At 45.7% G+C, this 21013-nt stretch carries 16 protein-coding genes; 15 read left to right on the forward strand and 1 reads right to left on the reverse strand.

Annotated features, from left to right (window positions below; genetic code table 11):
• Positions 1 to 6 precede the first annotated feature (6 nt).
• The 15 genes from atpA to COW15_RS11120 all read left to right on the forward strand — a co-directional run bounded on the left by atpA (position 7) and on the right by COW15_RS11120 (position 20167).
• On the forward strand, positions 7 to 1548 hold the full coding sequence (gene atpA, locus COW15_RS11050; RefSeq protein ID WP_293632616.1) for a F0F1 ATP synthase subunit alpha: 1542 nt from the start codon (positions 7 to 9) through the stop codon (positions 1546 to 1548).
• A 50-nt stretch (positions 1549 to 1598) separates the two neighbouring features.
• Positions 1599 to 2459 carry a F0F1 ATP synthase subunit gamma gene (gene atpG / locus COW15_RS11055; RefSeq protein ID WP_198781692.1) on the forward strand — a complete coding sequence of 287 codons (861 nt, stop codon included), beginning with the start codon at positions 1599 to 1601 and terminating at the stop codon, positions 2457 to 2459.
• Positions 2460 to 2494: 35 nt separating this feature from the next.
• On the forward strand, positions 2495 to 3886 hold the full coding sequence (gene atpD, locus COW15_RS11060) for a F0F1 ATP synthase subunit beta (RefSeq protein WP_293632617.1): 1392 nt from the start codon (positions 2495 to 2497) through the stop codon (positions 3884 to 3886).
• A gap of 36 nt (positions 3887 to 3922) precedes the next feature.
• Positions 3923 to 4351 carry a F0F1 ATP synthase subunit epsilon gene (locus tag COW15_RS11065; RefSeq protein WP_293632618.1) on the forward strand — a complete coding sequence of 143 codons (429 nt, stop codon included), beginning with the start codon at positions 3923 to 3925 and terminating at the stop codon, positions 4349 to 4351.
• A gap of 197 nt (positions 4352 to 4548) precedes the next feature.
• Positions 4549 to 5931 carry a bifunctional UDP-N-acetylglucosamine diphosphorylase/glucosamine-1-phosphate N-acetyltransferase GlmU gene (gene glmU, locus COW15_RS11070; RefSeq protein WP_293632619.1) on the forward strand — a complete coding sequence of 461 codons (1383 nt, stop codon included), beginning with the start codon at positions 4549 to 4551 and terminating at the stop codon, positions 5929 to 5931.
• 260 nt (positions 5932 to 6191) lie between these two features.
• Complete coding sequence (locus tag COW15_RS11075; protein ID WP_293632620.1) at positions 6192 to 8303, forward strand: TonB-dependent receptor; 2112 nt, start codon at positions 6192 to 6194, stop codon at positions 8301 to 8303.
• A 201-nt stretch (positions 8304 to 8504) separates the two neighbouring features.
• A complete protein-coding gene (locus tag COW15_RS11080) occupies positions 8505 to 9275 on the forward strand; it encodes a DeoR family transcriptional regulator (RefSeq protein ID WP_011791272.1) in 771 nt (256 codons plus the stop codon).
• Between the two features lie 50 nt (positions 9276 to 9325).
• Positions 9326 to 11155, forward strand: coding sequence for a glutamine--fructose-6-phosphate transaminase (isomerizing) (gene glmS, locus COW15_RS11085; RefSeq protein ID WP_293632621.1), 1830 nt, complete (start codon positions 9326 to 9328; stop codon positions 11153 to 11155).
• Positions 11156 to 11314: 159 nt separating this feature from the next.
• Positions 11315 to 12142 carry a TnsA endonuclease N-terminal domain-containing protein gene (locus tag COW15_RS11090; RefSeq protein ID WP_293632622.1) on the forward strand — a complete coding sequence of 276 codons (828 nt, stop codon included), beginning with the start codon at positions 11315 to 11317 and terminating at the stop codon, positions 12140 to 12142.
• The gene (locus tag COW15_RS11095; RefSeq protein ID WP_293632623.1) at positions 12126 to 14219 is read left to right on the forward strand and encodes a DDE-type integrase/transposase/recombinase; all 2094 of its coding nucleotides are present in this window, start codon (positions 12126 to 12128) and stop codon (positions 14217 to 14219) included. Before COW15_RS11090 ends, COW15_RS11095 begins: the two co-directional genes overlap by 17 nt.
• Positions 14216 to 15862: an AAA family ATPase gene (locus COW15_RS11100; protein ID WP_293632624.1), complete on the forward strand. Its 1647-nt coding sequence runs from the start codon at positions 14216 to 14218 to the stop codon at positions 15860 to 15862. The genes COW15_RS11095 and COW15_RS11100 overlap by 4 nt, the downstream gene beginning before the upstream one ends.
• 261 nt (positions 15863 to 16123) lie before the next feature.
• Complete coding sequence (locus COW15_RS11105) at positions 16124 to 16495, forward strand: hypothetical protein (protein ID WP_293632625.1); 372 nt, start codon at positions 16124 to 16126, stop codon at positions 16493 to 16495.
• Between the two features lie 91 nt (positions 16496 to 16586).
• Positions 16587 to 16796 (forward strand): hypothetical protein, encoded by a 210-nt coding sequence (locus COW15_RS11110; protein ID WP_293632626.1) that lies wholly within the window; start codon positions 16587 to 16589, stop codon positions 16794 to 16796.
• Between the two features lie 172 nt (positions 16797 to 16968).
• Complete coding sequence (locus COW15_RS11115; RefSeq protein WP_293632627.1) at positions 16969 to 18546, forward strand: TnsD family Tn7-like transposition protein; 1578 nt, start codon at positions 16969 to 16971, stop codon at positions 18544 to 18546.
• Between the two features lie 10 nt (positions 18547 to 18556).
• The gene (locus COW15_RS11120; protein WP_293632628.1) at positions 18557 to 20167 is read left to right on the forward strand and encodes a Tn7-like element transposition protein TnsE; all 1611 of its coding nucleotides are present in this window, start codon (positions 18557 to 18559) and stop codon (positions 20165 to 20167) included.
• Between the two features lie 78 nt (positions 20168 to 20245).
• On the opposite strand, the gene COW15_RS11125 is transcribed toward COW15_RS11120, so the two are convergent.
• Entirely contained in the window at positions 20246 to 20980 is a 735-nt protein-coding gene (locus COW15_RS11125) for a WYL domain-containing protein (RefSeq protein ID WP_293632629.1), read from the reverse strand.
• Positions 20981 to 21013: the final 33 nt, after the last annotated feature.

Consider the following 21013-nt stretch of genomic DNA (forward strand, 5'->3'; position numbering starts at 1 on the left):
TTGAGCATGCAACTGAATTCCACTGAAATCAGCGATCTGATTAAGCAGCGGATCGAGCAGTTCGAAGTCGTTAGCGAATCTCGTAACGAAGGTACTATCGTTGCGGTAAGTGACGGCATCATCCGCATCCACGGCCTAGCCGACGTGATGCAAGGTGAAATGATCGAACTGCCTGGTAACCGTTTTGCAATCGCGTTGAACCTTGAACGTGATTCTGTCGGTGCCGTAGTAATGGGTCCTTATGCTGATTTAGCAGAGGGCGTAAAAGTTAAAACTACAGGCCGTATTCTGGAAGTGCCAGTCGGTCGTGGTCTACTGGGCCGCGTAGTTAACACTCTGGGTGAACCTATTGACGGTAAAGGACCTATCGATAACGATGGTTTCTCTCCTGTTGAAGTGATTGCTCCTGGTGTTATTGAACGCCAATCAGTATCACAACCAGTACAAACTGGTTACAAAGCCGTTGACTCTATGATCCCAATCGGTCGTGGTCAGCGTGAATTGATCATTGGCGACCGTCAAACTGGTAAAACAGCCATGGCGATCGACGCAATTATCAACCAGAAAGATTCTGGCATTAAATGTGTGTATGTAGCGGTTGGCCAAAAGGCTTCTACTATCGCTAACGTAGTACGCAAGCTAGAAGAACATGGTGCTTTAGCTAACACTATCGTTGTAGTTGCAACCGCTTCTGAAGCTGCTGCTCTGCAATTCTTAGCGCCATACTCTGGTTGTTCTATGGGTGAATACTTCCGCGACCGCGGTGAAGACTCTTTGATTGTATACGATGACCTGTCTAAGCAAGCAGTTGCTTACCGTCAGATTTCGTTACTGCTGAAGCGTCCACCAGGCCGTGAAGCTTACCCAGGTGATGTATTCTATCTACACTCTCGTTTACTTGAGCGTGCTTCACGCGTAAACGAAATCTATGTAGAAAAGTTCACTAAGGGTGCAGTAACAGGTCAAACCGGTTCTTTAACCGCATTGCCTATTATTGAAACTCAAGCGGGTGACGTATCTGCATTCGTACCGACCAACGTAATTTCTATTACTGACGGTCAGATCTTCCTTGAGACCGATCTGTTTAACTCAGGCCTACGTCCTGCGGTTAACCCAGGTATTTCTGTTTCTCGTGTTGGTGGTGCGGCTCAGACTAAGATCATCAAGAAACTGTCTGGTGGTATTCGTACCGCACTAGCACAGTATCGTGAACTTGCTGCGTTCTCACAGTTTGCATCTGATCTTGACGATGCAACTCGTGCTCAGCTAGAGCATGGTGTGCGTGTTACCGAACTGATGAAGCAAAAGCAATATGCTCCTATGAGCGTAGCGGCTCAGTCTGTGTCTATTTTTGCAGCTGAGAAAGGTTACCTGAAGAGTGTTGAGCTGAAGAAGATCGGTGATTTTGAAGCCGCTCTGCTCTCGTTCATGAACAGCGAGCATGCTGCTTTAATGAAGCTTATTAACGAAACTGGCGATTATAACGCTGAGATCGAAGCTGAATTAAAAGCTGGCCTCGACAAGTTCGTAGCAACCCAAACCTGGTAACAATGATAGAGGTGTCTTAAGACACCTCAGGTCCAGATTGGAGAGTAGAGATGGCCGGCGCTAAAGAGATTAAAACCAAGATCGCGAGTGTGAAAAACACTCAGAAGATCACGTCCGCCATGGAAATGGTGGCAGCCAGCAAAATGCGCAGAGCGCAGGAACGCATGGCTGCGAGCCGTCCATATGCGGAAAGCATGCGTAAGGTGATCGGTCACGTAGCGCAAGGTTCTCTCGAATACAAACACCCCTATTTAGAGGTGAGAGAGGCTAAGCGGGTTGGTTACATAGTTGTAGCAACCGACCGTGGCCTTTGTGGTGGTCTGAACGTTAACCTTTTCAAGAAGGTTGTCGCAGACGTGAAAAGCTGGAAAGCCCAAGGTGCAGAATTTGAATTTTGCCCAATTGGTGCCCGTAGTGTGCAGTTTTTCAAAAGCTTCGGCGGACAAGTATCGGCACAAGCATCGGGTTTAGGTGATGCACCTAAATTGAATGACTTGATTGGTACTGTACAGGTCATGCTAGAAGCTTACAACGAAGGCAAGCTGGATCGTCTGTATGTAGTGTTTAACAAGTTTGTGAACACTATGACGCAGACTCCTGTGATCGAGCAGCTGCTACCTTTGCCTAAATCGGAAGATGATGAGGTTGCTCATCGTTGGGACTATATCTACGAACCTGATCCAAAAGAACTTTTGGATACCTTATTGGTTCGTTATGTAGAATCTCAAGTTTACCAAGGTGTTGTTGAAAACATTGCCTCTGAACAAGCTGCCCGTATGGTGGCGATGAAGGCGGCAACGGACAACGCGGGTGAGCTTATCAACGACTTGCAACTGGTCTATAACAAGGCCCGTCAGGCTGCGATTACGCAGGAACTGTCGGAAATTGTTTCTGGTGCCTCTGCGGTTTAGGTTAGGTAACGAATACAAGTTTTAGAGGATTAATCATGAGCACAGGTACTGTTGTCCAAGTGATTGGCGCGGTTGTGGACGTAGAGTTTCCACAAGATGCCGTACCTCAGGTATATGACGCTCTGAAGATCACAGGTGAAGGCGCCTGTAATGGTTTGGTGCTGGAAGTTCAGCAACAACTAGGTGGTGGTGTAGTTCGTACCATCGCTATGGGTTCTTCTGATGGTCTGCGTCGTGGTCTTGAGGTAGTAAACTCAGGTTCACCTATTTCTGTTCCTGTTGGTACCGCCACTCTTGGCCGTATCATGAACGTTTTAGGCGATCCTATTGATGAAGCGGGTCCAATCGGTGAAGAAGAACGTTATGTTATTCACCGTAGTGCCCCTTCATATGAAGATCAATCGAACACTACTGAACTGTTAGAGACTGGCATCAAGGTTATTGACCTTGTTTGTCCATTCGCTAAGGGTGGTAAAGTCGGTTTGTTCGGTGGTGCTGGTGTTGGTAAGACAGTTAACATGATGGAACTGATTAACAACATCGCTAAAGCTCACTCGGGTCTTTCTGTATTCGCCGGTGTTGGTGAACGTACTCGTGAAGGTAACGACTTCTACTACGAGATGAAAGATTCTGGCGTTCTCGACAAAGTGGCCATGGTTTATGGTCAGATGAACGAGCCACCAGGAAACCGTCTGCGCGTAGCACTGTCTGGTCTGACAATGGCTGAGAAGTTTCGTGACGAAGGTCGTGACGTACTGTTGTTCGTTGACAACATTTACCGTTATACCTTAGCCGGTACAGAAGTATCTGCACTGTTAGGTCGTATGCCTTCTGCGGTAGGTTACCAACCGACTCTGGCTGAAGAAATGGGCGTTCTGCAAGAGCGTATTACTTCAACTAAGACAGGTTCTATTACCTCTGTACAAGCGGTATACGTCCCTGCGGATGACTTGACTGACCCGTCACCAGCAACAACCTTCGCTCACTTAGATGCGACTGTGGTACTGTCACGTCAAATTGCTTCTCTGGGTATTTACCCAGCGGTTGACCCATTGGATTCGACTTCACGTCAATTAGATCCATTGGTTGTTGGCCAAGAGCATTATGACGTCGCTAACGGCGTGCAAACTGTACTGCAACGTTACAAAGAGCTGAAAGACATTATTGCGATTCTGGGTATGGATGAATTGTCAGATGATGACAAAACAACTGTATTCCGTGCTCGTAAGATTGAGCGTTTCTTATCTCAGCCTTTCTTCGTAGCAGAAGTCTTTACTGGATCTCCTGGTAAGTACGTTTCTCTGAAAGACACTATCCGTGGCTTTAAGGGTATTCTGAGTGGTGAGTTCGATCACCTACCAGAACAAGCGTTCTACATGGTTGGCTCAATCGATGAAGTTATCGAAAAAGCTAACAAAAAGAAATAACTAAGTAGTAATACTTAGTTTTTTAAGGAGAACGGGATGGCAGCCATGACAGTACAGCTTGATATAGTCAGTGCAGAGAGCAACATCTTCTCTGGTCGGGTAGCTAGCCTACAAGTGACTGGTTCTGAAGGTGAGTTGGGCATCATGTATGGCCACGCTCCACTGTTAAGTTATATCAAACCTGGCATGGCGCGCATCGTCAAGCAAGACGGCAGTGAAGAAGTGTTCTACCTTTCAGGTGGTCTACTGGAAGTGCAACCTTCTTCAGTTTCCGTATTGGCTGATGTGGTTATGCGTGCCAAAGATATTGATGAGCAAGCGGCATTAGAAGCTAAGCGCCGTGCAGAAGCCCATATGGCAACTGCAGGTGCTGACTTCAATTATGACGCGGCTATGGTTGAGTTAGCGAAAGCAATGGCTCAATTGCGTGTTGTTGAAACCATCAAGAAAAACATTGCCAGATAAGGTTATTGTTTGTGAAAAAAGGCGACCATAAGGTCGCCTTTTTTGTGGCTGAAATTTGGATAAACGTGTGCTGTCGTGCGTATTTGGTTTCTTCTTATGACTATCCGCTTCGCTTTTCGATGAGCTTTCCGTTAAAATTGCGCCACTAATACGACCTCAGTTTTTAACCCTCTTGGGATTTGTTCAAGGATATGGCAATGGCATTAAATGTAGTGATCTTAGCGGCAGGCAAGGGAACAAGGATGCGCTCGGATCTTCCTAAGGTGTTACATCCCATCGCCCATAAGAGCATGGTGCAGCATGTAATTGATACTGCTCATAGTATTGGCAGTGATGCGATTCAATTAGTCTACGGTTACGGTGCCGACAAGCTACAAACCAGTTTAGGTGAGCAACAGCTTAATTGGGTATTGCAAGCCGAACAATTAGGCACGGGCCATGCGGTCGCACAGGCCATTCCAAATATCGCTGATAGTGATACTGTGCTGATTCTGTACGGTGATGTGCCGTTGATCCAAACATCGACGCTCAAAGCTTTACTTGCCGCCCGCCCTGAAAATGGCGTGGCTATTTTAACGGTGAATTTAGCCAATCCTATGGGTTATGGCCGAATCGTCCGTACTCCTTGCGAAGGTCAAGAACAAGGGAAAGTCGTCGGTATTGTTGAGCAGAAAGATGCCACAGCTGAGCAGCTACTGATTAACGAAATCAATACCGGCATCATGGCGGTTCCGGGCAAGCAACTTAAAACTTGGCTGAGCCGTTTATCGAACAACAATGCCCAAGGCGAATATTATCTAACGGATATTATTGCGATGGCGCACGCAGATGGTGTTGCTATTGATACTGCCCAGCCACAATCGGCCATTGAGGTGGAAGGCGCTAATAACCGCGTGCAACTCGCACAACTTGAACGCGCTTACCAAGCCCGTGAAGCCGAAAAACTGATGTTAGCGGGAGCTAACCTTCGCGATCCAAGCCGCATCGATATCCGTGGTGAAGTCACAGTCGGTATGGATGTGATGATCGATATCAACGTGATATTCGAAGGCAAAGTAACCTTAGGTAATAATGTCACTATTGGCGCAGGCGCGATTCTAATCGATTGTGAGATTGCCGATAACGCTGAGATCAAGCCTTATTCAATTATCGAAGGCGCTAAGCTTGGCGTTGCTGCCAGTGCTGGTCCCTTTGCCCGTTTACGTCCTGGGGCTGAGCTTAAGCAAGATGCGCATATAGGCAATTTTGTTGAAGTGAAAAAAGCGGTGATTGGGGTGGGTTCTAAGGCTGGACACTTAGCCTATTTAGGCGATGCCATTATAGGTGATGGCGTTAACATCGGCGCTGGCACTATTACCTGTAATTATGATGGTGCGAATAAGCATCTTACTGTGATTGAAGATAATGTCTTTGTCGGTTCAGATACCCAGCTGGTGGCACCTGTGACTATTGGTAAAGGCGCAACCTTAGGCGCAGGCTCAACCATTACCCGTGATGTGGGTGAAGATGAATTAGTGATTACTCGCGTTAAACAAAAGCACCTCACAGGTTGGCTGCGTCCGGTTAAAATTAAGAAATAACAGCTTAATACTCTGTACACGTAAAGCGGCAATTGGCCGCTTTATGCTTTTTTGTCAAAGGTAAAAGTCCTCTGCTTAATAAAAAATTGCCACATTAATATTGACTTAAGATAGATATGTTATGGCTAATTTGTTGTTTTATTTAAATTTGATCTTGGTCACGCTAGATTGTAAATTCATGTAAAGAAATTTAAATAAAAACACTTCTCATTTATATTGCCTGCAATTCTAAGACTAAAGGTCTATTTGAGGTGTTGGCAATGGTATTTAAATATTCAGTTGTGGGTTTGGCCGTAGGTGCGGCATTGATGGCTATGCCTGTGTTGGCAGAGGTGCCAAACGATGCAAATATCGAGCGCATTAATGTCACTGGCCGTACTTTTAACGATTATAAAGTGGGTAGTGCATCGGGCGCTATGCGCGGTGATATTGACTTAATGGATACCCCACAATCAGTTAATGTGATCCCCGATTTTGTCACCGATGAGCAATTAGCGACAAACCTAGCCGAAGTCTTAGTTAACGACTCGAGTGTTACCGCTGGTACCACACGCTGGAACCGCCAAGTCTTTAGCATCCGCGGTTTCGAACTCGATTCGGGTAATGGTTATCTTATCAATGGCCACCAGCAATGGTCCCACTACGTCCAACCTATCGAAACCCTGCAGCAGGTCGAAGTGTTAAAAGGTCCTTCGAGCATGTTGTACGGTCAATCTGGCCCAGGTGGTTTAGTGAATATGGTCACTAAGAAACCGACCTATGACTCAATGCTTAACTTAGGTTTTGATACCGATGGCTACGGCTCTACCCGTGCTCAGCTCGATGCGGGCGGCAGTTTAAACGACGCACAGAGCATTCGTTATCGCGGGGTTTTAGTTAAGCAAGATACTAAATACTGGCGTGAATATTCGACCACAGAGGAAAACCAAGAGCGTGATCGCTGGTTAGGTTACTTAAACCTAGAATTTGACCTAAGTGATGATCTGTTGTTATCGGTTAAATATGATCACACTCAAGATAAAGCGGGTATCGATGCCGGCGGTTGGTTAGATAAGCAAGGCAATGTTATCGGTGAACGAAAAACTGTCTGGGATGCACCTTGGGCCTTTACCGATAATACAGTCTCTAACTTAGGTGCCGATCTGACGTGGCAAATGAGTGACGACTGGAAAGCCAAAGTCGGCTATAACGACCAACAATTTAATCGCCAACGTTTCGATTCGGCTCCACAATACACTGAAGATCCGTTTATCAATGGTTATAAGATCAAACCCTTCGATCGTTACGACGATTGGCAGCATAAAACCGCCTATATGGATTTTACCGGCGAGTTTGCCTTAGCGGGTATGGAGCATAAATTCCTTATTGGGGCTAACTACTTAGATTACTTCTACCAACAGCAAATTCAGCGCGGGGCGACTCAAACTGTGATTCCTGGGCAAGCGGTCATTCAGCCAGACCTTGATTACCACAATGGTAAAAAAGGTACCCCGAGTGAATACAAGTATTACGGTTTCTACTTGCAGGATTTGATGACCTTAAACGAGCAATGGAAATTACTCGCTGGTGTGCGTTACGACGAACAGAAGAAAGATAGTGTAGGTGGAAACAGTTATGCCGTATCGCCTAAGTTTGGGGTGATCTATTCGCCAATGGCCAATGGCAGTATTTATGTTAACTATTCAAAGAGTTTTACCCCTCAAGGCTCTGTAACCAGTCCTGAAGATGTCAATCATGGAGATAACCTGAAACCTGAATACGGTACTCAATATGAACTAGGGACTAAGTGGGAGTTGTTTGATGACAGCCTACTGTTAACAGCAGCACTTTTTGATATTACGGTTTCTAATGTCACCATAGAGCAAGATATTCCCGAAACGAGTGATGGCAAGAAAACTATTACTACTCAAGGTGGCGAGCAGCATCACCGCGGTTTTGAAGTGGGTGCCCAAGGTCAGTTAGGTGATAGCTGGTTTGTGACTTCTTCTATGATGTATTTAGATGCTGAATATAAAACGGGTGCTGGCAAGATCGATGGGAAAATCTTAGATGGTAAAACACCTGTCGATGCGCCTGAATGGTCGGCGAATATCTGGACTCGTTATGAAGTGACTGACAACTTTGCGATGAACTTCGGTGCTATCTATGTGGGTGAGCGTTTTGCCGATCTCGATAACACTATCACTAAAGATGGTTATGTGCGTTTCGATATAGGCGCGGCCTACACTATGGCTATCATGGGTAAAGATGTGAGCCTTCGCGCCAACGTGAGAAACCTCTTCGATACCGATTATATCGATGGTGGTCAGTACAATATGGTCACTATTGGCCAAGACCGTAACTTTAGTGTTGCTGTCGAAGCTAAGTTCTAATATTTCCTCAAGTTTTATCTTTAATAAAGCAGTTTATCCCTAGGGGTAAGCTGCTTTTTTTATTAGCTGATTTATAAAATCACTATTACAGAAGGATAAAAAATTACGCAGGATCATGCGAAAGCGTGTTTCGAATACTAGCAAAAAAGTTTCGTTTCATTATAATACTGCTTTCGAATCGAAACTTATGTGAAAGGTTTTATGAACAAACGAAACACACAGCAGCGTCGCCACAGCATAATCACCATATTGAACGAACAGGGTGAAGTGAGTGTTGATGAACTGTCGTTACGTTTTGAAACCTCAGAAGTGACGATTCGCAAAGATCTCGCCGCGCTTGAGAAAACGGGTTTATTATTGCGCCGTTACGGTGGCGCCGTGGCGATTCCCGATGAAGTGACCCAGCAGTTTTCTGCCAAAATCGCGCCTAATAAGCTGTCTATTGCGAAAACCGCGGCGCAGCTGATTAAAGATCACAATCGCATCATCATCGATAGCGGCACTACAACTTCTGGTTTGATTGAACAACTGAACGATAAGCGTGGGCTGGTGGTGATGACGAATGCGCTGCACCTTGCCAATGCTATCCATGAGCTTGAAAACGAGCCAACCCTATTGATGACCGGTGGCACTTGGGATCCGCATTCTGAATCCTTTCAAGGTCAAGTCGCCGAGCAAGTGTTGCGCTCATATAATTTCGACCAACTGTTTATCGGTGCCGATGGTATCGATCTTGAACGCGGCACTACCACCTTTAACGAGTTAACTGGCCTAAGCAAAGTGATGGCCGAAGTGTCCCGCGAAGTGATTGTGATGGTGGATTCAGACAAAATCGGCAAGCGGATCCCTAACTTAGAGTTGCCGTGGGCCAAAGTCAGTGTGTTGGTCACCGACTCCCGTATCGACGAGAGTGCGCTAAAACAAATTTCAGATCAGGGTGTGCGAGTCATGCTAGCGCCCTACGCTCAATAGTGAGTGCAAAATAGCTTAATAACTTCATTTTTAATTTATAGGTAAAGACTATGTGTGGAATCGTAGGCGCCGTGGCGCAAAGGGATGTGGCTGAAATTCTAGTAGAAGGCTTACGCCGCTTAGAATATCGCGGATATGACTCTGCAGGCGTTGCCGTTATTCACAATGGTGAACTGAGTCGCACGCGCCGCGTTGGTAAAGTACAAGAGCTGTCTACTGCGCTTGAAACCGATCCATTAGCGGGCGGAACCGGTATCGCGCACACTCGCTGGGCGACACACGGTGAACCGAGTGAGCGTAATGCTCACCCGCATTTATCGGAAGGTGATATTGCCGTGGTGCACAACGGCATTATTGAAAACCACAATAAATTGCGCGAGATGCTTAAAGGTTTGGGCTATCAGTTTAATTCTGATACTGACACCGAAGTGATTTGCCACTTAGTACACCATGAGCTGAAAACTAACAGCACTTTACTTTCTGCCGTGCAAGCCACTGTGAAACAACTCGAAGGCGCCTATGGCACAGTCGTTATCGACCGTCGTGATAGCGAGCGTATGGTGGTGGCTCGCTCTGGTAGTCCCTTAGTGATTGGTTTTGGTCTAGGTGAAAACTTTGTCGCCTCGGATCAGCTGGCACTCTTACCTGTGACTCGCTCATTCGCCTTCTTAGAAGAAGGTGATGTAGCCGAAGTGACTCGCCGCAGCGTCAGCATTTTCGATTTAAACGGCAATCCCGTTGAGCGTGAAATTAAAGAATCAGAAATCACCCACGATGCCGGAGATAAGGGTGAGTATCGCCACTATATGCTGAAAGAGATTTACGAGCAGCCATTGGCGCTGACGCGCACCATCGAAGGCCGTATCGCCAACAAGCAAGTATTAGATACAGCCTTTGGTGAAAAAGCTGCTGAGTTCTTAAAAGATATCAAACACGTACAAATCATCGCCTGCGGCACTAGTTACCATGCGGGCATGGCAGCGCGTTATTGGTTAGAAGATTGGGCAGGCGTGTCTTGTAACGTCGAAATTGCCTCCGAATTCCGTTATCGCAAGTCGCACTTATTCCCAAATAGCCTGTTGGTAACGATTTCACAATCTGGTGAAACCGCCGATACCTTAGCGGCCATGCGCTTAGCGAAAGAAATGGGTTACAAAGCCACATTGACGATTTGTAATGCGCCAGGTTCATCACTGGTTCGCGAGTCTGACATGGCTTATATGATGAAAGCGGGCGCCGAGATTGGCGTGGCATCGACTAAAGCCTTCACAGTACAGCTTGCGGGCTTATTAATGTTGACTGCGGTGATCGGTCGCCACAATGGTATGTCTGAGCAAATGCAGGCCCAAATCACTCAAAGCCTACAATCTATGCCTGCCAAAGTGGAACAAGCTTTAGGGCTAGATGCTGCGATTGCCGAACTGGCCGAAGATTTTGCCGACAAACATCATGCCTTATTCCTTGGCCGTGGCGATCAATATCCGATTGCGATGGAAGGTGCATTAAAGCTGAAAGAGATTTCTTATATTCATGCTGAAGCCTATGCCTCTGGTGAATTAAAACACGGCCCACTGGCACTTATCGATGCCGATATGCCAGTGATCGTGGTGGCGCCAAACAATGAATTGCTCGAAAAACTCAAATCGAACGTCGAAGAAGTGCGTGCCCGTGGTGGATTAATGTATGTGTTTGCCGATGTGGATGCCGAGTTCGAGTCGGATGACACGATGAAAGTGATCCCTGTGCCACACTGCGACATCTTTATGGCGCCGCTGATTTACACTATTCCGCTACAGCTATTGTCGTACCATGTTGCGTTGATCAAAGGTACCGACGTGGATCAACCACGCAACCTAGCAAAATCTGTAACAGTAGAATAAATAGATATTTAAATGAAAACCGTTTTGTGGTCTGACATAATAGTTCTAAACAAAACAAAATAGTCTTAAAGCGTGACGGTAAAGAACTAAACAAAACAAAATAGTTGTAAACCATTAAAGTCCAGTTATGCTGTTTAAAAAACATACTGGACTTTTTTTATGGCTAGAGCGCAGCAATCGCTTTCAGAAACTGAAATTGCCCGTCACATCAAGGATGGGCGCGGCCAGGGTCATGGACAATGTTATAAGCCCTGGTTTCATGTTCAGGATGTCCCATCAGATGGGCGTTCTCATCGTATTTACTCTCATAAAACGCGGCGGGTTCATCATCTGCTTTCCGATCTGGAATTAGCAGTTTTTCTTGTGCTTGAATGGTCGTCAGACATTACAGATATCAGGGAGCAATTCCCTTTAAAGCGAGATGAAACCCGGGCTCTCGCTGCTAAGCATCAACTGAGACATCCTTCTGTCCGTGGTGTTGACCAGGTGATGTCGTCAGATTTCCTTATAGATGCTACTACTGGTCCTGACAGACAGTTCGCTATTCAGGTGAAACCAGTGACTGAGTTAGCCAAGCCAGAGATCATCGAGAAGCTTGAGCTGGAAAGGCGCTACTGGCATTTAAAGCAAATCCCATGGTTTCTGGTCACCGAAGAAGAAATTGATCTGGTGATAAAACAGAACATCGAATGGTTATATCCAACAAAAAGTGATGCTGCTGTTGATCCGGCTTTGTTAGCTCAGCTGCCTTTTTTATCTAAGGCATTTAGCAAAGCTCAGGACTCGAAGGTCATTGATATTTGTAAACACCTTGATACCGCTTATGAGCTTGATCTTGGCCACAGCTTACGAGATGTTCGGACTTTGGTAGCCAATGGCTTTATTAAATTTAATATCAATAAGGTGTTTCGTTCTGTTAAGGCATCAGAGCTCAGGTTCTGTCAGTTTGAAGATATGGAGGCCTTGCTGCATGTGGCAAATCAATGAGGTTCTGCGATTTGACGAACAGCCCTATCGTATCTTAGCTGTGCATCCGGGAGAGCTCGTCTGGATCCAAATCGACAGCGATAAGGGATTACCCGAATTTATCCTGGAACTGAAGCTTATTTCCTACTTGGATGAAGGCCGGTTGCTCAGAAGCACTGACCCTTACGCATTTCTGCATAATGAAGAGCCAGAAGTTGGGTCTGTTGCATTTAATCGACGTGAAAAAGCACTGGCCATTATTCAGCCCATTATTGTTGACGAACTGTGTTTTGAAACTAAAGCCAGAGCGCGACGGGTTACTGAAGTTGAGATGGGTGGTATAGCAACCAAAGCGACTATTTATAAGCTACTTCGCAGGTTTTGGCAGCGAGGCCAGAAGCCCAATGCGTTATTGCCTGACTTCAAGAACAGTGGAGCCCCGGGGAAATCCAGAGCGGCATCAGGCACAACAAAAGTTGGCCGTAGCCGGTTATACGGCGATGGTTCAGGTATTAAAGTCACCGTCGATGTTGAACGAATATTTCGGGTCAGTATAGAAAAGCACTTATTAACTCAGAAAAAGCTTCAAACAACGGTCGCGTATCGTCGTTTCAGGGATTTGTTTGCACAGTACCACCCTGAAGTCTTGCCTGAAGATTTCCCCACGTTACGGCAGTTCCGGTATTTCTATAACCGGGAGTATAAGAAGCCACAGCGGTTACTTGAAAGCACGAATCCCGGCATCTACAAAAAGGATATTCGCCCTTTAACCAGCACTGCAACTGCACATGTGCTGGGCCCTGGCAGCCGATATGAGATTGATGCAACTATTGCTGATATCTACCTGGTTGCAGATGACGACCGCAGTAAAATTATCGGCAGGCCTACCCTTTACATAGTGATTGATGTGTTCAGCCGAATGATAGCTGGCTTTTATATTGGTTTTGACAACCCTTCCTATGTGGTGGCTATGCAGGCTGTGGCAATTGCCTGTACTGAGAAGGTCACTTCCTGTAAGTCTCTTGGTATAGATATCACTCCGGACGAATGGCCATGTGTTGGTTTACCTGATGCCATTCTGGCTGACCGCGGTGAAATGATGAGCCATCAGGTGGACGCGCTGATTAAGGGGTTTAATCTTCGGATCGAAAGTGCACCACCGAGACGTGGTGACGCCAAGGGGATTGTTGAAAGTTGCTTCCGTACTCTTCAGGCTGAATTTAAACCCTATGTGCCTGGTGTTGTTACTGGTAACAGAGTGAAAAAACACGGAGAGCGGGATTATCGTCTTGATGCTGTAATGACGATCACTGACTTTGCCCAAATAATGCTGAAGACTATTCTTTTTCGAAACAACTACCATGTGATGGATAAGTACGATCGTGATGCAGACCTGCCAGCTGATATCCCTTCAATTCCAATTCATGTATGGAACTGGGGCATGCAGCACAGGGTTGGTAATTTAAGGCAGGTTGATTCTGAGCAGTTAAGGATTGCTTTGTTGCCACGGCAAAAGGTCAGTATTTCTCAATACGGCGCAAATATGTGGGGTACCTACTACAGCTGTCCAGAATTTCTTAGAGAAGGATGGCTACTGCGAAGCCCTGATATTCAGCGTTCTCAGAAACTGGAGGCTGCTTACAACCCGGGATCTGCAGATACCATTTATCTGTTTCCACAACCAGGTAGCCGGACCTACTGGACTTGTACTCTTACTGATCGCAGTCGCCAATTTAGAGGACTTACATTCTGGCAAGCTTGGGAGCTGCAGGCCCAGCAGAAACATAATATGGCAAATGCCAGGTTGGATGAAGATGCGAAACGGCGAGAACTGGATGCTTTTATAAAAGAAAAAACTACCAGTGCTATCCGCGCAACTCCAGCCATTAAAGAGTCAGGCCAAAAGCGTATTGCACAGATCAGGGGTAATAAAAAAGAGGCCCGTGAAGCTGAACAATTACAGCGAGTCAGGCCTGCAAATGAAGTAAAAGACAAAGTGCTTGCACCAGTCATTCCTCTGCGAGAAGCCGAAGAGGATTACAGTTTGCCCAGCTATGTTCCGGACTTGTTTGGTGACCAAGATGGAGAACCTGAATGAGCGCAACAAAAATTGATGCCGTTTATCGAGACGCCGATGTCACAGCTTACAAAGGCAATCCGTTTATCGAAGCTTTGCCGCCACTGCAGGAATCTGTAAACAGTGCTGCAGCTCTTCGTTCAACATCACTTTTCGATGCGTCAGATCTGCAGAAACCAAGAGTTGTTCGTGCCCACAGTATTTGCCGTATCACCAATGAATTTTTCCAGCCGCTGGGCTCTCACATGCTCCTGAGTGAGCGAGTTTCGCTAATGATTCGTGGTGGCTATGTTGGCCGTAATCCTAAAACAGGCGACCTGCAGCGGCACTTACAAAATGGCTACGAAAGAGTTCAAAGTGGTGATTTGTCTAGCTTCAGATTTGAAGAGGCGAAATCTACTGCTCAAAGTATGTTGCTGATTGGTTGCTCAGGTAGTGGAAAAACAACGTCTTTAGCACGCATCCTTGACACCTATCCTCAAGTCATTTATCACCCGACTATGAATTTTGAGCAAGTGGTTTATCTGAAAGTGGACTGTTCACACAATGGCTCGCTTAAAGAAATCTGCCTGAACTTTTTCCGGGCGCTGGATAAAGCGTTGGGCTCGAATTATGAGAAAAAATATGGCCTCAAACGTAATGGTATTGAGACCATGTTGGCACTGATGGCTCAGATAGCCAACGCCCATGCGGTAGGTTTGCTCGTTATTGATGAGATCCAGCATTTAAGCCGTACGAAATCAGGTGGCCCAGAAGCGATGCTGAATTTTTTCGTGACTATGGTGAACACCATTGGTGTGCCAGTCATGCTGATTGGAACGCCTAAAGCCAAGGAAATTTTTGAAATTGATCTCAGGTCAGCCCGACGTGGCTCAGGTTTAGGTGCGATTTTTTGGGAACCGATGAAACAAGAACCCAATGGTAAGCGTAACCCTGAGTGGGTTGCCTTTACCGACAACCTCTGGAAGCTGCAGTTATTGCAGAGCAAGGATCTGGTGTTAACCGACGAGTTACGGGACCTTTGGTATGACCTGAGTCAGGGCGTTATGGATATAGTCGTTAAGCTCTTTGTGTTGTCTCAGTTACGAGCCTTGGCTTTGGGTAAAGAGCGTATCACTCAAGGCTTAATGCGGCAGGTTTATAAAGACGAGCTAAAACCTGTTCATCCTATGCTGGAGGCTCTTCGATCTGGCGTTCCGGAAAAAATTGCGCAGTATTCTGATTTGATGCTGCCGGAAATGGACAAGAGGCTTATTCAGCTGCAAAGGGATATTGCTGGCATGAAAGTCGAAACCCCAGAGGAATTAGCGCTAAAACAGCTGGCAACAGACGACGAACGCAGAATCTACCTAATGCTCAAAGACGATTATGACTCAAGCCTGCTTGTCGCAACGGTGCGCAAAGCATTCGCTGAGAATCCTAAGCTGACTCGCCCTCAACTGTTACCAGTAATTTTGAATTGGCTGTCAGATGGTGACAATCTAGTGAAACCAGAACAATCGAAAATACGTGCTAAGAATGCCAAACCTGATCAATGGGATACTTTGGATTGGGATGATTTGCGCTACATCAGCTCTCAGCAACAATCCGCAGCAGCTATGCACTCGGCTTTGAGAGCCAAAGGCATATTATATGATTTAAATAAGTGTGTTAGTGGCGGGTGATTGGTCGCATTAGCTCTAAATCAATTTTCGGTAGGAAAGGCTGTCTATTTTTGTAGGCAGATACGGAGATCGTGCTCGTTGTTCTGAGATTTACGACAGAGTACTTTTACGAGGTTTATGGCATTTTAAGTATCTTGATGGTGTAAAGGTGCTATTTATTTTTCATAGGGTTAAGTGCATGTTTGCAAGCAGATATGACTTAGTTATTTGTTGCTGAATTAGAACAAACGGTAGGAAAAATTAGGTTAGAGGCATTTGTGAATGGATGAACAGACGGTTTCCATAATTGCTGGAAAGGTTGTCAGTGACGTTAGCTTCTGGACTGCCCTTATTGGATTGGGTGGAGTCACTTTAGGTGCTGTAATTGCGATCATTGGTAATATTATCATTTTCAAAATGCAGAATAAGCAGCAAAAAAATATTGATACTGCGAGAAAAGAACTGCTAAGCAAAATGCTAAGCGATACAAGATTTGAAGAGGGAAGGTCCTTAGATACTTTGTCTACGGTTACTGGCTCTCAACCTGAAGGGGGTCGTAGACTCCTAATAGAAATTGGCGCGAGAGGTCTTGCCCTTTCGGATGGGAGAGAAGGTTGGGCTTATATAAAAAATCGTCCTTTATCTACGCAATAAATTTAACTGAGTTCATCAATCGCGGCCGGCTACTACAGCATTTTTCCGCAATCGAGTTTTGCTTTATTTCACCAATCAGACTGGAGTTGTAATGAAGAATAGAAAAGCCTTGAGTTCCAAAAATGGGTTATCTTTAGTTCAAGTTGATCACTTGGATGGAAATGGTGACGTAATCCGAGTTAGCTACGAAGTATGCGATGCAAACGGAAATGTATTGGGAGAATTTAGTTCTATCGGGGATGCGGAAGAGTTTATAAAAAACTATCGTCCAGAGCCGCCTCGACCAACCTTTAAAATGTGAGAATAATTGTTAAGGCCGCAGGTTTTAAACCTGCGGTAACCGTTTTCAAGATGCTTCAACAAGCCAATTGTGTGCTGGGTAGTTTATGTGGTTTCACACGGCATTACTCTACAACACACTACTTGCAAACAGTTGTGAAGTATAATGTTTAGGCTATTTTACCCAGGATTGTTTGAGCAAGTTGAGTTCAATCCGATTAACGGCACTTATATTTAAAAACTTACATTCGCTTGATCAGTTAACGACCATGCTCAACTTCCCTATACCCTATCAAAATGAACTTATTTACAGTGCGGTAGCTCGTACTGGTACTTATCTCGGCATTTCTAGCGCCAAACAGCTACTGGATGAGGTGTATGGTGACCGCAAGGTAATTGCCACCATGGATTTGCCTTGTCATCTGCAGGCTATTTCTAACCAGCTGAAAAGAACAGGCCGGTATTCTGTTGTTGAGCTGGTTTATCAGCACACTCTGTTCCCGCTGTATGCCCCTTTTGTTTCTGAAGAACACAGGCTTAGGGCTCTGAAGATGATGGCCGCAAGCTCTCAGGGTGCTGTTCACTTAATGCTTGGTGTTGCTGCTTCCCGAGTTAAATCAGTACATGGGTTCCGCTATTGTGCTGCTTGTGTACAGCAGCAACTAAAGGCGCATGGGGAGTGCTTCTGGTTGCGTGAGTGGTATTTTCCTGGTCTTGGAGTCTGTCCTGAGCATGCTTCATTAACTTTGCTATCTGAAAACATAGGCGACCATCGGCATTTATTTTTACCCTTGCAACAAGCTATTGGTAAAACACAAAGCTGTACCGACGTAAGTTCTGAGCAGATGGCACTTGCATGTTTAGCTCGTGAGTTAATGCAGTTGTCCCCGGGGGCATCACCATCATTTGAACAGTGGACAGAGTTTTATCATGGTCTGGCTGTTGATTTCGGTTTCTCAAGAGGGAAACAAGTTTTGCACGATCAGGTCTACGACCATATCAGGCAAAAGTTCTCTGTTCGGACCTTGTCTGAACTGCATCTGCACGGACCTATTAGTGAAAGCTTTTGGCTGAGATCGATGTTTCGGAAGCACCGTAAGGCCTTTAGTTATCTGGAGCATTTAATTGTATGGGCAGTCCTGTTACCAGGAATGACGCCTGCTGAAATTCTTAACCAAGTGCGGAAATTGGGTGGCAAGGTGTGGCCCGAATCAGAGCTTACAGGTGCCCTTGCGAACCCAACAGTTGTCGATACGCAAAAACGTGAAGCATGGCAGAGATTGGTTCTAGTTCATGGCGCTAAAGCAGCCCGAAAGGTCGAATCCGGTGGAGCCTTGTACGCTTGGCTATACCGGAATGATAGAATCTGGCTCATGGAGTTTAACAAGCAACATAAACAGCCAAGAGATTTGCCGGGTCTTAAAGTCGACTGGCATAAGCGTGATATGACAGCTAGTCGTCATCTATTGCGGCTGATTTATCAGTCCGACTTACGGCTAGACCTGCCCAGGTTATCCGCTAACTGGTTACTTCAGCAGTTACCCAACAAAGCATCCATTTCAAAAAATATTCGCAAATTACCTCTGGTTAACAAAGTGCTACAAAGATATGCTGAGTCAATCACGGAGTACCAGCTGCGTCGTATTTGTTGCATCTTTACGCGATTAAGGGATGAACACATACCTCCTAAAATGTGGCTCGTTCTTCGTATGTCAGGTTTGAGTAAAGAACGTATTACTCCACAGGCCGCTGCAATACTGCGGATGTTGTAAAGGAGATGGGATGCCAAGGATTGCCGGTTTTGATGACGATGTTCAAATTGTACATATAGGTGAATTGTTCAGAGCTCGTAGCAAGCGAGACTGGTATATCAATGTCTGGTGTCGCCCTTTACAGGATAAAAAGTCGACCCGGATATCCAACCTAGCTTTATTGAGTCGCAGCAAGCGCATCAACAGTAGTAAGCGTGGAGAAAACTCTGCTGACAGGGTGATCGAACTTCCTTCGCGGTATCAATTGTTTCCGGCAAAACTGGCCGATTTTCCTGACTTAAGTAATTTCGATTCAGTCAGAAAAGCAGAAAGCCGGCAGAATGCTTTCATCTACACTGAGAAAAAGCCCGGAAGAACCGTTAAGTACGTCATACCACAGCTTGAACTGGCCAGAGCCATCTTTTTAATCAACTCTTATCTATGCCGCGCTTGTTTATCTAGCACAACATTACAACTCGAATTTGACGTTCAACGGCCTTACTTCCACAAGCATGTCGATATTCATGTTTTAAAGACCACTACCTTTCCCCTCAGTGCATTTGATCAAAGTGGCACCACCATGATTCTGGCTTGGCTGCTGACAAACAGCGATGCCATGAACTCTTTTCAGAGCATTTATTCGCACTATATACGAGACCGACAATTCAAAGGAATATGGGAGTCGTGGTGTTTCAGCTTTGATCCCCCACCAATGGACAATTGGACCCTTCATGTCCGTGGACGTTTTAGCGACGACAAATCGAGCTACCTGGTTGAGGAAATCATAGGTATTGATATCGATGCCGAAATGCCTGTACTGGTTGCTTTTATTCACCCTGATTTTGTCAAAAAGGAAAATAAAGATGGCTCTGTCCGTCATGGTTCTGGGTCTGTTGACTGGCGGGACCAGGAAGAAGAGTATGAAATTGATGATGAAGAATCAGCATCCGATCAGAATCAAACCACAGTTATTGATGGTGGTGCGTCTTTTGTTCGTTTTAAAAGACCTTGTTCTGTTGTTAAGCAAGAACAATTCACGCCAAGTCATAAGCTGATTATTGATGAGGAGTCGGAGCGGGAAGGCGGAAAACAGGTCAGCACTGATGAACCAAATCAAGCCGGTAAGCTTCCTTCGGCTGATGTAGGTGGAAAGCATGATCTTACAGACAGAGAGCGTTACTACGCAGGTCGTTTTATCAGCTTCGACCATATGCTTAAAATTTTAAAATTCGTACATGGCTGTACTATTTTGCATCAGGACACCTTGGCGTTGCCGAAAGTTGGTCGTAGCCAGCAACAAATGTTGGAGAACGGAACTCCGCGGGTGATTAAGTCGGTGTGGCTTAGACATGGTGGTCAGCAAGTTGTGTTACTGGAGATTGATACCTCTGATGGCATCAAAATGTTATCAACCAAAATACTTTTCAACGCCGACCCAACCAAATGGGATGAGCAGTATCTGCAGATTCGGAAAGGAGTTGTGTCTAAGTCCTTGTCCTGGCCAAACGAATTACTCGACACACTTTACGGCGAACATGGACACAGAGGTATTAATCACCCAAAACATCAGGGCGCTGAGGCTGGGAATATTCCCCGGGAGTCACTGGAGAGCTGGGCTCTGAGGTTCTTATCTGCTATCTAATCAAATTTGGAGCCAAGGGGCTGTTGTCGCTAATTACAAGCCGACAACATTAGTGACAAAGGCAAAATCTATATGAAATTAACTCTCCAACTTTCTCACTGAAACGATCAATTGATGTGCTGCAGGCATCGACACCTGTTTAGAGTTGTATTGTGTTTCCAAGTAGAAGAGCATTGAGCGCCTTAGTCTCAACTGAATTTCTTGGTTATCGGGCATATTGTACTCATTGGCAATAGCTAAACGTTGTTCTGCAGACAGATCAGGGTTTGGCTTCACAATAACTGTTACGAAGGTTTGCCAATCTACATCTTGCTCTGCACTCATATCTGTTGGTTTCGTACTTCTAGTTGCGATAACGCGGCCAAGAACAAAATCACGAAACTCGTCACGCTTGTGACAATACGCTCTTACATGCCAGCGTTCACCGTCAGAAGCGAAAGCATGGGGTGATAGCCAACGCCAAGACGAATTTGGGTCAGTCATAGATTGATAACAAACTTCCAATGCTTCACGTTTTTGAATTGCCTTTACTATTGCAAACAGAGTTTCTGAGGTTGCCTGGCGCTTAGGCAGAGGCCAAGCCTCCACAGGTACTTGAGAGGGGACCATATTGACGAATTCATCAAGCCCGCGGGGGTTCATAAAGAGTGGGATGAAGCCTGAATTAGGTAAGTACCGCTTGCGGGATTTGTTATAGCTCATGTTTCCAGGTGCAATAGCCATATACGTGCTGAAATCGGTAGCTGCCTGAGTAGGATTGACACCGAATTGGTCCACAAGATCAGCACGTTGAAGTTCGCCTTTCCAAAACAAACATCGCTCAATGTGTTCCATTCGTTGTTGGAC

The organism is Shewanella sp. CG12_big_fil_rev_8_21_14_0_65_47_15 (genome assembly GCF_002783505.1).
GTDB lineage: Bacteria > Pseudomonadota > Gammaproteobacteria > Enterobacterales > Shewanellaceae > Shewanella.